The organism is Arthrobacter terrae, assembly GCF_015708085.1.
GTDB classification, from domain to species: Bacteria; Actinomycetota; Actinomycetes; order Actinomycetales; family Micrococcaceae; genus Arthrobacter_M; species Arthrobacter_M terrae.
In genome coordinates, this window is sequence record NZ_JADNYM010000031.1 from 10,202 (window position 1) to 22,696 (window position 12,495).

Consider the following 12,495-nt stretch of genomic DNA (forward strand, 5'->3'; position numbering starts at 1 on the left):
GGTCAACACTGCACAGGTCAACACTGCACAGGTCAACACTGCACAGGTCAACACTGCACAGGTCAACACTGCACAGGTCAACACTGCACAGGTCAACACTGCACAGGTCAACACTGCACAGGTCAACACTGCACAGGTCAACACTGCACAGAACGACGGGCTACAGAACGACGGGCTACAGAACGAGGCTGTAGAGAATGAGGCTTCCGGGACGGAGCCGGTCTGCGCGGTGACTATGCTGGCCGGTTTCCGCGTCATTACCGTCGACAGTTCAGTTCCGGGCCGCACGCATGGGTATCTGAGCCCGGAACAACTTCACTGGCTGGCGGGCGAGTTGGCGCAGGATGCCCGGAACGGGTCAATTCTGGTGGTCCACCATCCCCCGGTCGGACCGGTATCGCCGCTGCATTTCGGCATTGAGCTGCAGAATCCTGCGGACCTTGGACGCGTCCTCGCGGGGTCGGATGTGAAACTGATTCTCTCCGGCCACTACCATCATCATCTGATGGACAGTATCTTCACCGGGGAACGGCAAATTCCCGTGGTGGTGGCCGCAGCTGCGGTGCACACCAATGACCTTCTGGTGCCGGCCGGGCACGAGCGGGCGGTGACCGGCAGCGGCGGGAACGTCATCGAGCTCTGGGCAACATCGGCAGCCGAAACGGCCAGGGTTCGAGTGCTGCCCTTCACCACGCACACGGGCACCGAAATTTTTAATCTGGGGCCGGACGAGGTGGCTGAAATTTCCGGTCGGATCGCCATCCGGGACGAGGAACGGCTGGCCATGAAAATCGATACCGAAGAACACACTTCATGACTCCTGATCACGCTCCGGGACGGATCCTTGCGCAGATCCGTTCTTTACAGCCTTCCCTGTTGCCCGCAGAGCAGTCGGTGGCGGGTGTATTTCTGGCGCGCTCGGATCAGATCGTTGAGCTCTCCTCGCAACAGGTCGCCGAACTCGCGGGAGCCTCGCGCGCTACCGTGGTGCGGACATGCCAGAGCCTGGGATTCAGCGGGTATCAGCAGTTGCGTGTGCTGCTGGCCCGCGACGCCGGGTACGATCAGCCTCAGTCCCGGCCAGCCGCCGTCGGTCCGGCCGGCATGGTGACGGAGACGTTTGCGCAGGTGGCCAGCGCGGTGAAGTCGATGACAGCTTTGCTGGAACCGGCGGCCGTTGAATCCGCAGTGCGGGCCATTGCCGCTGCCCGCCGCGTTCTGGTGGTCGGAAACGGCCTCTCCGCGGCGCTGGCCCTGGATACGGCGTCCCGTCTGGGTGCCATCGGCCGGCAGGCGGAAGCCCCCATCGACGTGATCGGTCAGCAGATTGCCGCGCGGCTGCTCGGGCCCGATGATGTCCTACTGATCATCAGCGGCAGCGGCGCCAGCAGTTCCACTCTGCGGGTGGCGCAGGCCGGGCTGGACGCAGGTGCCCGGCTCCTGGTGGTAACCGCCTTTGCCCGTTCTCCGCTGGCCGCGATGTCCGGTACCGTGCTGGTGGTCGGGATGCCGGAGCTGACGTTCCGCGACGAAGTCACGGTTACTACACGAATTCCGCAGACGATTCTGGTGGAGGGCCTCATTGCCGCCCTGACGGAAGAACTCGGGGACTCCGCTGCCGCGGCAAAGTCCCTGGCGCTCGCGGTGATCGGGGACAACCTGGGGGAATAGCGGTTCGGCTGCCGGCGGTAAGCTTTCGCACATGAGTGCCCACAGCAACCCGAACGAAGACAGCACCACATTACCGGCGCCAACGGCAGAGAAAACCGGAGAGAGAACGGCCCTGGAATCGGCAGACGGGCAGCCGGGCCCGACAGCACCGGCGGACGCACAGTCAGCCGTGCTGGAAGCCGCGGCGGTACTCAACTGGCGGCTGCAGACCTTCGCGCTCTATGCCGAGGTCAGGGAAGCCGCTGCGACGTCACCGTCCCACGCTCACGCACTCTGGCGCGGGAAGCGGGACACCATGTTTGCCGGCCATCCTGCGTCCGCGCTTGGGGACACGCAGAAAGCCGCCTTCACCGGACTCCCCGTGGCTGCGTACGATCCGGCGTATCGGTTCGAATCCACCTTGACGGGCGAAGGTGCAGGTGAAACGTGGGATGTGCGCACCGGAACGGATGGGGTGGTTCCGTTCGTCCGGCTCGGGACGTTTGAAATCCCCGGAATTGGGGAACTTGCTGCCTGGAAACTTGCCGGCTATGGCGGCGGAATATTTCTCCCCTTCAGGGATATGACCGCTGGACGCGTGGATGGCAGCTATGGCGCCGGCCGGTATTTGCTGGATACCATCAAAGGCGCCTATCTTGGCAGCACGGGCTCCCGCTTCATCCTGGACTTCAACTTTTCCTATAACCCGTCCTGCGCTTATAACGAGGCATGGGCCTGCCCCCTCCCCGGCCCGGACAACAGACTCGAAACCTCGATCACTGCCGGCGAGATGTACCGTTCACCAACCAGGCAATAGCTGCTCCGCTGCGCTCTGTTGCCATGCATCTGCTCCACGCTGGCTGTGTCCGGCCACACAAATCCGACGCGGCGCAGGAGGTAGGATGTCTTCATGACCACGACCGCTCCCGCCCGGCCAGCACCCTTCCGTATTGCCCGCATCCGTCCGCTGAACAGCTCGGAGCAGTTCTTCGTGACCAATCCAGCACAGGACTTCGGCGGCGATGCGGGCTCGGTGTGGGAAATTATCGAGAGTCCGTTTCCCGGCTCCCCGGCAAATCAGAATAGCCCCGAACGCGCCGGATGGACGCTCGGCAGCCGCGTCGCCGAAACTGACTTCACCTTTCTGGCTCCGTGCTCCCCGGCCAATGTCTTCGGCATGGCGCACAACACCGGAGCACCGGGCCGGGCGCTGCCGGCGCAGGCCTTCCACAAGGCATCGACCAGCGTCGTCGGTCCGCACGAGCCGATTCTCCTTAGTCCCGACGTCGGTTACGTCGACCCGGAAGCCGAGCTGACCGTCGTCGTCGGCCGCACCAGCCGCAATCTGACGCTCGCCACGGCTCGGGCAGCGGTTCTTGGCTTCACCATTGGTAACGATGTTTCCGCCCGGGATCTGCAGAAATCCGATGAATTGTGGATCAGCGCCAAGAGCCAGGACACATTCACCCCGCTGGGACCATGGATCGTGATCAACTTCGACGACGACGACGCGGCCATCTCGATCGTGCATAATGGCACCGAGTTGGCCGCAGCCAGTACCAGGGATCTGGGCTGGGGCGTGGACGAGATCCTCATCTACCTCAGTTCGTTCATGACACTTCACCCGGGAGATGTTATTCTGACCGGATTTCCCGCCGAATGCCGTCAGCTTCGCCCCGGTGACACTGTGACCTGCCGGATCGCGGGCCTGGGCGATCTCACTAATCCTGTCAGGGCGACGCCGGTGGTCTAAATGCCTCAACCGGCCCGCAGCACAGCTGCGTTCCAGCCGATTCTTGGAAATGACCGGATTTAGTGGAAGAGTCTAATCACTATGTCGATGAGAATTCCTGCCGAGTCAGCCGCCGCGCGGCCGGATGAGACGGTGAAGTCATCTGCGAGGGGACGCGCCGGAATCCGTCATCAGGTGCGCGGCTTCCTGATAGTTGGTGCTGTCTGTACCGTCGCGTCGGTGGCGATTTTTGCGCTGATTCGTCCCCTCGTTGGGTTGCAGTGGGCCAATCTGGTTTCCCTGGTGCTCACGTCCGTCCTGAATACGGACCTCAACCGCCGACACAGCTTTGGCATAACCGAACGCGCCCGTTGGATCGGTGATCAACGGCGGGGGCTGTGGGTCATGCTGCTCGCGTTGGGGCTGACGAGCGGAAGCTTATGGCTACTGCACACCGTGGCCCCGGATGCGTCCGTTCTGGATGAACTGCTGGTGATCACCGCGGCAAATGTGCTGGCCGCGGTCACCCGATTCCTGCTCCTGCGCTACTGGATCTTCCGCCGCATCCGCAATAGCTAAAGCGACGCTTAGGCTCCCGCTACCGCCCAGGCTGTAGCCGGCCGATCGCTTCCAGAGAACCCACGACGGCGTCGGCCGCAGTTCCCAGCTCCGCTTCTGTGATGGAGTTGGAGAAACTGAAGCGGACGGCTGTTTGGGCAACTTCCCGGCGCACGCCCATTGCGGTCAGCACAGCCGAGGGTTCATCCGATCCTGCGGCGCAGGCAGATCCGCTGGAACACAGAATGGACCGGCGTTCCAGCTCCAACAGGACCGATTCGCCGCTGGTGCCTGGAAAACAAAATGATGCTACCGTCGGCAATCGCTCGGTTGGGTGCCCGGTGAGCCTGGAACCGGGAATGCGGCGGAGAATTTCGGTGATGAATTTCTTCTGCAGACTGCCAACGCGCGCGGCGGCAGTCTCCCGCTCCAGCTCCACCAGCCGCAATGCCGTGGCGAAAGCAACTGCAAAGGCTACGTTCTCCGTACCCGAGCGCGCTCCACGCTCTTGCCCGCCGCCATGCAGCACGGGCTCCGCTGGTACGTTCCCGCGCAGGTAAAGTACACCTGATCCTTTCGGGGCACCCAACTTGTGCCCGGACAAACTCAGCGCGTCCACGCCCAGCTCCGCCACTTTGACCGGCAGCCAGCCCGCGGCCTGGACCGCATCGGTATGGAAGAGAACTCCTGCCGCCTTGGCTGCCGCAGCCAGTTCACGGATCGGCTGGACTGTGCCTACCTCGTTGTTGGCGTACATCACGCTGGCCATCGCCACGTCCGAAAGCCCCTTGAGACCGGCGGAACCGGTCGGATTGACCGGGCCGCTTTCCGGAGCCGCTTTTTCCAGCACCGCTTTTTCCAGCAGTGAGGCGAACACGGTTGGCTGGACCCGTCCGTGCGCATCGACGGGCACCACGTCCACGTCGAATCCGTGCCGGCGCTGCAGGTATGCGGCGGATTCCTGCACGGCCGGATGCTCGACGGCGCTGATAAGTACCCGCCGACGTCCTGGTTCCGCTGAGCTGCGGGCCAGAGCGATTCCCTTGACAGCCAGGTTGTCCGCTTCCGTGCCGCCCGCGGTAAAAATGACTTCACCGGGGCGGCAGCCGAGCACGCCGGCAACTTCCTCGCGCGCGCCGCGCAGCCCGGCCGCCGCGCTCTCCCCCAACCCATGATGACTCGATGGGTTCCCGAACTGACCCGTGAGGTACGGCCACATCGCTTCAATCGCTTCGCGGCGCACCGGGCCAGTGGCAGCTGCATCGAGAAAGATCACGATCGCGGGCCGGTGCCCACGCTGATATCCAGACCAAGGTCCAGGGCGCGAACGCTGTGGGTGAGCGCGCCGACGGAAATTATGTCCACCCCCGTGCGTGCAATAGCAGCGATGGTACCGGGATTTACGTTTCCGCTCGCTTCAACCAGTGCCCGCCCCGCCACCTGCTGCACCCCCGCCGCCAGTGCGTCGAGCGCAAAGTTGTCCAACATGATTGTGTCCACACCGGCGGCGAGCACCGGTTCAATCTGTTCCTGCCGATCCACCTCCACCTCGAAATGAACGGTGTGGGGCAGCCGCGCCCGGGCGTTGGCGAGCGCCGCCGTGAGCAGCCCATGATCCGAGTTGGTGAGCACGGCCAGGTGGTTGTCCTTGGCGAGGACAGCATCGGAGAGCGAGAACCGGTGGTTGTATCCGCCACCGCAGCGGACCGCATAGCGTTCCAGCACCCGCAGTCCGGGCGTCGTCTTCCGGGTGTCGGTCACCCGTGCCTTCGTTCCCGCTGCCAGCGCAACGTACTCGGCAGTTGCGGTGGCAATGGCGCTCATTCGCTGAGTCAGATTCAGCGCCACTCGCTCGGCGGTTAAGACCGCTTGTGCCAGCCCCGTGACGCTCGCCAGGCTGTCCCCGGCAGCAAAAGCCTCGCCGTCGGCTTTCAGAATGTTCACCTCCGCGGCCGGATCCGTCAGGCGCATCATTGCGGCAAAGACGCCGCCGCCGCTGAAAATCCCCGGTTCCCGCGCCACCAACCATGCGGTCGCCACCGCATCCGCTGGCAGCAGGGTCGCGGAGGTGATGTCCCCGTATGGTGCATCTTCTTCCAGCGCCGCGGTCAGGATTTTATGCACGGCTGCCGGGGGCAGCAGTCCGGGGTCGACGGGCAGTTGAGCGCTGACAGTGAGTCCGGGGTCGACGTCGTTCATGAGCTACTGCTTTCTTTGATCCTGGCAATGGTGGGCCGGCACGCCTGTACAACTGGCTGCTGTTCGAACGAGTCACTGCGGTAGTGGGCGCCAAGCGAGCCGGACCGCCGCCTCGCAGCTGCGACGAGGAGACCGGCAGCGGTGAGCAGATTCCGGCGCTCAAGATCCTTCTGGTCCGGTTGCCCGGCCTGCGCCGCTATCTCCGGTTTCGAGTCGCTCGCGGCCATCCAGCTGTCCAGCTGCTTTGCCGCAAGTTCGAGTCCGGTGCCGTCACGAAGTACCCCGGCACAACTGGACATCAGCCTGCGCAGGTCCAGCACATCGAAGATGGGTAGTGGCCGCACTTCTGCCTGCAGTGCCCGCAGTGGTGGCAGTGCATGCACTGCAGGCAGACTTTCGGGGTCGCAGCCGGGATATGAGCGGAATTCGGCGTCGGGCCCGGTCTCGTCCGAGCTGTCGGTGAGCACGGCAGTAACCGAACGCCGCGCAAAGACCAGCCCCTCCAATAGTGAATTGGATGCCAGCCGGTTTGCTCCGTGGACCCCGGTGCAGGCCACCTCACCGGCGGCAAATAGTCCCGGCAATGAGGTACGTCCATGCAGATCAGTGGCCACTCCGCCCATCCAATAATGCGCAGCCGGAAGCACGGGCAGGAATTCGCGGGTCCAATCAAAACCGAATCGACGGACGGCGGCATCGATGCCGGGGAACCGCGCCGCCAAATAACCAGCCCCCTGCTCCGCCTCCACGCCGGTGGCATCGAGGTATACGCATCCTTCCGTGCCGGCTCCCGTGACGGAGAGGTGAAGGGCGATGCTCCGTGCCACCACATCGCGCGGAGCCAGTTCAGCATCAGCATGGTAGTCCGGCATGAATCGGTAACCGCTGTCATCGCGGAGCACAGCGCCCGCGCCCCGGACCGCCTCGGAAATCATAAAGCTGCCCGGAACCACGAGCGCGGTGGGATGGAACTGGAAGAATTCCGCGTCCTTCACCACAGCCCCGGCCCGCCAGGCTGCAGCAAGTCCGTCACCGGTGGCTACGTCCGGATTCGTTGTATTCTCGAACATCTCTCCGGAACCTCCGGTGGCAAGCAGCACGGCATCCGCTTCCATCCGGTGCTCAGCTTCCTCCCAAAGGTAACGGACCCCATTAACCCGAGTCGTCGTCGTCAGTTCCATCATGAAGGCGTGCTCGAGTACAGTGATCGTCCCTGCATCGCCGGGGCGAGGGGAAGCCTGACCGTCAGGGCCCGGCCCGGCGCCACCCGCACGTGACAGCACGGCATCGATCAGGGTTGATGAAATGGCGGCACCCGTTGCGTCGCCGCCCACGTGCAGAATCCTGGCCGCGGAATGCGCGGCCTCCAGCCCTAACGCGCGTGCGCCGGAGGAAGCATCGGTGTCAAAGACCAGTCCCAGGCTTTCCAGCCGGGCGATGTCACCATTCGCCTCCGTGCACAGGACCCGAACAGCTGCCGGGTCGCAATGCCCTGCACCGGCCTCGAGCGTGTCTGCGATATGGGCTTCCACCGAATCGCCGGGTGCAGCCTCGCCCGCTCCCAGCACCGCACTTATCCCGCCCTGCGCAAAGCCGGTGTTGCTTTGGCTCAGAACTCCCTTGGTCAGCAGCGTGACGGCAGCTCCACCGTCTGCGGCAAGTACGGCGCCGTACAGTCCAGCGATACCACTCCCGACGATGATGAGCCGAAGCGGGGCTGCCGTGCCGGTTTCCACTGCTGTCACGGCTTTGCCGCCAGCATTCGTTCCAAAGCCACCCGGGCCGGGATGGCGGTAGCCTCCGGGACAGTGATTTGATTCAGCACTTCGCCTCGCACCAGGCCTTCCAGCACCCACGCCAGGTAACCGGGGTGAATCCGATACATCGTGGAACACGGGCAGATCACCGGGTCCAGGCAGAATATGGTGTGCTGCGGATACTGCGCGGCCAATCGGTTGACCATATTGATCTCCGTGCCGATGGCAAAAGTGCTGCCCGCCGGAGCTGCCGTAATGGCCTTCAATATGTAATCCGTAGATCCCGCTTCATCCGCCGCATCCACCACAGGCATGGGGCATTCCGGGTGCACGATCACCCGCACACCGGGGAATTCCGCTCTGGCCTTCTCGATCTGGCCAACGTTGAAACGTTTGTGCACGGAACAGAAGCCGTGCCACAGAATCACCCGGGCGTCCCGGAGGGTCCGCTCGTCGGTGCCTCCCCAGGCTTGGCGCGGGTTCCACATGGGCATCTGGTCCAGCGGTACTCCCATAGCCTTGGCTGTGTTCCGCCCCAGGTGCTGGTCGGGAAAGAACAACACGCGCTGGCCTCGTTCGAAGGCCCAGTCCAGCACGGTAGCCGCGTTCGACGACGTACAGACAATTCCGCCGTGCTCGCCGCAGAAGGCCTTCAAAGCGGCCGAGGAATTCATATAAGTCACCGGAATTACCGGAACCCGGCCTTGGGCATCAGGCTCGGTCCCGTACAGTTCCGCCAGCTGCTCCCAGCATGCGGAAACGGACTCGATATCCGCCATATCTGCCATTGAGCACCCGGCAGCGAGGTTGGGCAGGATCACCGATTGTCCGGGGCCGGAGAGCATATCCGCCGTTTCAGCCATGAAGTGCACGCCGCAGAAGACTATGGCTTCCGCGGCTGGTTTTGCCTTGGCCGCGTTCGCCAGCTGGAATGAGTCTCCGACAAAGTCCGCAAATTTGATCACCTCATCGCGTTGGTAAAAGTGCCCCAGAATCACTACCCGGTCCCCCAACGCCGCCTTGGCGGCCAGAATACGGTCCTCCAGCCCCCCGTCATCGGCATCTTTGTATTCCTGCGGCAGCTGGCCCTGCCGCGGAGTGGAAACGGGCGCAACATCCGAGGACGACGCGCCGGGTCCATAGCCGGGTGTCCCGGCCAGTGCTTCGGCCAGATCGAATTCCCACGGTGCCGACGCCAGATCGGGGCCGCAGGTTCCGGCGGAGACCGCAGGAATGCCCGCGGCGTCCAGCACCGGGGAGGTCGCATCTCGGTGCGCGATCAGTGAAATGGCGGTCTTGACTGATGCCATCGGGTCTTCCTTAGTCTCAGGGGGTTGAAGGTCTCTGTTGCTGATGGAGGCTGTTGCTGATGGAGGCTGTTGCTGATGGAGGCTGTTGCTGATGGAGGCTGTTGCTGATGAATATGCGCGCTGATGCACATTTGAACGGTCTCAGCTGCTTGGCGGCCCGGTCCCGGGTACTACCGCTTCGTCGTCGTCGAAATTCCCGAAATTGTCCCTCGCAACACCGGTGTATCGGTAGAGCCGCGGTGGGCGGTGTTTCCCGCCCTGCAGGTACTCGCCGGTGGCTTCAATCTGCCGATCCGCAGTTAGTTGTCGGCGGAAGTTGGCTGGATCCAAGGTGCGATCCAGGACTGCTTCATATACCTCGCGGACCTGGGCCAGCGTAAATTTTTCCCCGAGCAGGTGGTAGGCGATCGTGCCGTAAGTCATTTTGTTGCGTAAGCGCCACAGGGCGTAATTGACGATCTCGTTATGGTCAAAGGCCAGTTGCTCCAGCTTGTCTGCACGGAACCACTTCACATTGGCCGATTCTGCTGCCAACGCGGCCTCCGTGGGCTCGACCAGCGCCCAGTACGCAATGGAAACCACCCGCTGTCCCGGCGATCGGTGCAGACCGCCAAATGCATACAGCTGTTCCAGATACTTGGGTACCACAGCCGTGGTTTCCTGCAGATTCCGTGCGGCAGCGTCCTGCAAAGATTCCGCTTGGGTGAGTGGACCGCCGGGGAGGGCCCAATGGCCTTGGAATGGCTCTCGGATCCGCCGCACCAACGGCAACCACAGAACCGGCCGTCCGGATGAGGCGCTCGGACGCAGGGCGAAAATGACCGTGGAGATGGCCAGCGCGGGAGGCTGCTGACGGCGCTCGGTGACATTGGCTGCCTCGGAAAACATGAATCCTGTCACACCACGCTCCCTTCGCGCACTCGGTTCCTTCGTTCGTGTGGTCAGCTGCGTCTACAGAGTTATAGTCATAATGACCCGAACTAAGTTTACGACTCGGTGGCGAAAAATCAAAACCTGACGACGGCGACGGACGGGACGGCGACGGACGGGACGGCGACGGACGGGACGGCGGCCGGTCCCGCACAGGGGCAGTACCGGTGCGGGAGCGCAACGAGGTACTACCCGGGCCATTCATCCCGACACCCGTGATGGTGGAGTTAGTGCCAGGAGCCCGCGCTGCCGGCGATAGATCAGATTTGGCCTGCTGCCGCTTCGAGCAACGGCAGAGTTCTGCCCTGGAAATGCGTATTGAGCACCATAACCGAAGCCGAGCGCCGCACTGACTTGGTGGCAATCATGGCGTCCAGCACGCGCTGCAAATCCGCATTGGACCGTGCCGCCACCCGGGCCATCAGGTCGCTGCCGCCGGAGACCGTATGGATCTCAAGGATTTCCGGAATAGCTGCCAGCGCCTCGACGACGGCATCATGCCCCAGGTCCTGGTTGATCGTCAGAGAGCAAAAGGCAACGACGGGAAACCCGAAAGCTGCCGGATCCGGCTGCGGGGCCCAGACGGAGATCACTCCCGATTCCAACATCCGGTCGAGTCTGGACTGCACCGTGGCGCGGGCTACCTTCAGGACCCGGGAAGCTTCCAGGACGGAGATGCGCGGAGAGTCCGTGAAGACCCGCACAATTTTCGCATCCAGACGATCAACAGCCATCACAATTCCTTTATCGAACGCCACCAGCGGGACAGCTATCCGTCCTATCAGGCAAAGAGCTATACAACCTGCAGCCATTGTTTCACGCTGCTGCAGTCAACCCTGATTGACGCTCCCAGGTGAATGACCAGTTTGCCCGTGGCTGGAGATCGAGGTCATAACTTTCCGATGGGAAGCTGCAATCGCCGGAGGGATGCGCGGCAGGAACTGCAGAAACAGACCGGATCCGGCCGGATTTCCCGGATAAAGTCACCGATAACGCCGTCTTGGGTCAGCGACGCGCGTGCAGCGCAGGGAGAGGTCTGCCGCGCTGTGTTGATCAGTAAACAATTTGTTACCCATTCTGCATCTCTGAGCGCATTAAGTGCACAGGTTGATGGAAATCTTTCGCCGGATTGCGCATGGGGCTGCCGGTGATTAGGGTCACAGGTGGACGGCGTGCTCAAAGACGCGCACGCCACCATTATCTGCTGACCTGAAAGACCCTTAATGACTGCACACTCCGTTCCACACTCCGACGGCGAAACGGGTGCCGGCGAAACCGGCCCGTCCGGCAAAGAGCCGACCGGCAAAGAGCTGCGAGCGCTATACCAGCTCATGGTTGCCGTGCGCCACCTGGACACCTCGGCCGTCGCCTGGCAGCGGCAGGGCCTGATTCCCGGGTATGCCCCCGAGCTGGGACAGGAGGCGGCCCAGGTTGGCAGCGGATACGCCGTCGACCTGAGCCGCGACTTTGTCTTTCCGACCTACCGCGAAATGGGCGTGGCCCGTGCGATGGGCGTGGACATGGTCGGCTATATGTCCACCCACAAGGCGAGCTGGCACGGCGGGCTTTACGATCCGGTGAAGTCCCGGCTGGCTCCCATCCAGGCCGTCGTGGCCGGGTCGGTCCTGCACGCGGTCGGTTGGGCGCACGGGCAGAAGCTTTCCGGACTCCCGGCGGAAAAGCAGGGGGTCGCCGTAAGTTACTTCGGCGACGGCGCCAGCTCGCAGGGGGACGTGCATGAGGCGATGAACTTTGCCGCCGTGATGAAGGCACCGGTGGTGTTCTTCACGCAGAACAACGGCTGGGCCATCTCCGTGCCGACCGAACGGCAGGTGGCCGGTGGCTCCGTTGCTGCCCGGGCCGCAGGTTACGGCATCCCGGCACTGCAGATCGACGGGAACGACGTAGTTGCCGTTGTCCGTGCCATGCGAACAGCCCTGGCGCACTGCCGCGCCGGGTACGGTCCGATGGTGATCGAAGCGATGACCTACCGGCGCGGACCGCATTCCACCAGTGATGATCCGGGCCGCTACCGCACGCTGGATTCGGAAAGCGCTGATGCGGGCACCGATCCGATTCTTATGCTGCGCGACCGGCTTCTGGCCGAGGGCCTGGCAGATGAGGCGTTCTTCGCCGCCGCCCTCGAATCCGCCAAGGTTGAAGAGGAGCAGGTCCGTGCCGGCGTTGGAGCACTGGCTGCCCGGCCGGGCAGCGAAATGTTTGATTTTGTTTTCCAGGAATCCACTCCGGCCCTGACCGGACAGGCACGGCGCTGGCGCGAGGAGTCCGAACATGTCTAATTCACCGATAGATCAGATGGACGTCCATTCCAGCGATCTCGAAGCCGCACAGCACAACG

At 63.2% G+C, this 12,495-nt stretch carries 12 protein-coding genes; 5 read left to right on the top strand and 7 right to left on the bottom strand.

Features of this window, described 5'->3' with window-relative positions:
- On the bottom strand, positions 1 to 151 hold a 151-nt coding region (locus IV500_RS22340), incomplete at its 3' end, for a Cys-every-fifth RiPP peptide CefA (protein ID WP_196398435.1).
- A 662-nt stretch (positions 152 to 813) separates the two neighbouring features.
- On the opposite strand from IV500_RS22340, the gene IV500_RS19040 reads away from it, so the two are divergent.
- The 4 genes from IV500_RS19040 to IV500_RS19055 all read left to right on the top strand — a co-directional run bounded on the left by IV500_RS19040 (position 814) and on the right by IV500_RS19055 (position 3,961).
- Entirely contained in the window at positions 814 to 1,671 is an 858-nt protein-coding gene (locus IV500_RS19040; RefSeq protein WP_196398399.1) for a MurR/RpiR family transcriptional regulator, read from the top strand.
- Positions 1,672 to 1,702: 31 nt separating this feature from the next.
- Complete coding sequence (locus tag IV500_RS19045; protein WP_196398400.1) at positions 1,703 to 2,467, top strand: DUF1684 domain-containing protein; 765 nt, start codon at positions 1,703 to 1,705, stop codon at positions 2,465 to 2,467.
- Between the two features lie 93 nt (positions 2,468 to 2,560).
- Positions 2,561 to 3,403, top strand: a complete 843-nt coding sequence (locus tag IV500_RS19050) for a fumarylacetoacetate hydrolase family protein (protein ID WP_196398401.1) — start codon at positions 2,561 to 2,563, stop codon at positions 3,401 to 3,403.
- Between the two features lie 87 nt (positions 3,404 to 3,490).
- Positions 3,491 to 3,961 (top strand): GtrA family protein, encoded by a 471-nt coding sequence (locus IV500_RS19055; protein WP_196398402.1) that lies wholly within the window; start codon positions 3,491 to 3,493, stop codon positions 3,959 to 3,961.
- 19 nt (positions 3,962 to 3,980) lie between these two features.
- Here the strand turns inward: IV500_RS19055 and IV500_RS19060 are convergent, their stop codons facing one another.
- The 6 genes from IV500_RS19060 to IV500_RS19085 all read right to left on the bottom strand — a co-directional run bounded on the left by IV500_RS19060 (position 3,981) and on the right by IV500_RS19085 (position 10,870).
- Complete coding sequence (locus tag IV500_RS19060; RefSeq protein WP_196398403.1) at positions 3,981 to 5,216, bottom strand: cysteine desulfurase family protein; 1,236 nt, start codon at positions 5,214 to 5,216, stop codon at positions 3,981 to 3,983.
- Positions 5,213 to 6,139, bottom strand: coding sequence for a carboxylating nicotinate-nucleotide diphosphorylase (gene nadC / locus IV500_RS19065; protein WP_196398404.1), 927 nt, complete (start codon positions 6,137 to 6,139; stop codon positions 5,213 to 5,215). The genes IV500_RS19060 and nadC overlap by 4 nt, the downstream gene beginning before the upstream one ends.
- Positions 6,136 to 7,884, bottom strand: coding sequence for an L-aspartate oxidase (locus tag IV500_RS19070; RefSeq protein ID WP_312875989.1), 1,749 nt, complete (start codon positions 7,882 to 7,884; stop codon positions 6,136 to 6,138). The genes nadC and IV500_RS19070 overlap by 4 nt, the downstream gene beginning before the upstream one ends.
- Positions 7,881 to 9,206, bottom strand: coding sequence for a quinolinate synthase NadA (nadA, locus tag IV500_RS19075; RefSeq protein ID WP_196398405.1), 1,326 nt, complete (start codon positions 9,204 to 9,206; stop codon positions 7,881 to 7,883). The genes IV500_RS19070 and nadA overlap by 4 nt, the downstream gene beginning before the upstream one ends.
- Before the next feature lie 141 nt (positions 9,207 to 9,347).
- The gene (locus IV500_RS19080; RefSeq protein ID WP_196398437.1) at positions 9,348 to 10,094 is read right to left on the bottom strand and encodes an NUDIX hydrolase; all 747 of its coding nucleotides are present in this window, start codon (positions 10,092 to 10,094) and stop codon (positions 9,348 to 9,350) included.
- 302 nt (positions 10,095 to 10,396) lie between these two features.
- Entirely contained in the window at positions 10,397 to 10,870 is a 474-nt protein-coding gene (locus tag IV500_RS19085; RefSeq protein ID WP_196398406.1) for an Lrp/AsnC family transcriptional regulator, read from the bottom strand.
- Between the two features lie 597 nt (positions 10,871 to 11,467).
- Here IV500_RS19085 and IV500_RS19090 point away from each other — a divergent pair.
- Positions 11,468 to 12,436, top strand: coding sequence for a thiamine pyrophosphate-dependent enzyme (locus tag IV500_RS19090; protein WP_230855199.1), 969 nt, complete (start codon positions 11,468 to 11,470; stop codon positions 12,434 to 12,436).
- Positions 12,437 to 12,495: the final 59 nt, after the last annotated feature.

Coding starts and splice junctions, on each gene's coding strand:
- IV500_RS19040 (WP_196398399.1), top strand. CDS start 814: ATGACTCCTGATCACGCTCCGGGACGGATCCTTGCGCAGATCCGTTCT.
- IV500_RS19045 (WP_196398400.1), top strand. CDS start 1,703: ATGAGTGCCCACAGCAACCCGAACGAAGACAGCACCACATTACCGGCG.
- IV500_RS19050 (WP_196398401.1), top strand. CDS start 2,561: ATGACCACGACCGCTCCCGCCCGGCCAGCACCCTTCCGTATTGCCCGC.
- IV500_RS19055 (WP_196398402.1), top strand. CDS start 3,491: ATGAGAATTCCTGCCGAGTCAGCCGCCGCGCGGCCGGATGAGACGGTG.
- nadC (WP_196398404.1), bottom strand. CDS start 6,139: ATGAACGACGTCGACCCCGGACTCACTGTCAGCGCTCAACTGCCCGTC.
- nadA (WP_196398405.1), bottom strand. CDS start 9,206: ATGGCATCAGTCAAGACCGCCATTTCACTGATCGCGCACCGAGATGCG.
- IV500_RS19080 (WP_196398437.1), bottom strand. CDS start 10,094: ATGTTTTCCGAGGCAGCCAATGTCACCGAGCGCCGTCAGCAGCCTCCC.
- IV500_RS19085 (WP_196398406.1), bottom strand. CDS start 10,870: ATGGCTGTTGATCGTCTGGATGCGAAAATTGTGCGGGTCTTCACGGAC.
- IV500_RS19090 (WP_230855199.1), top strand. CDS start 11,468: ATGGTTGCCGTGCGCCACCTGGACACCTCGGCCGTCGCCTGGCAGCGG.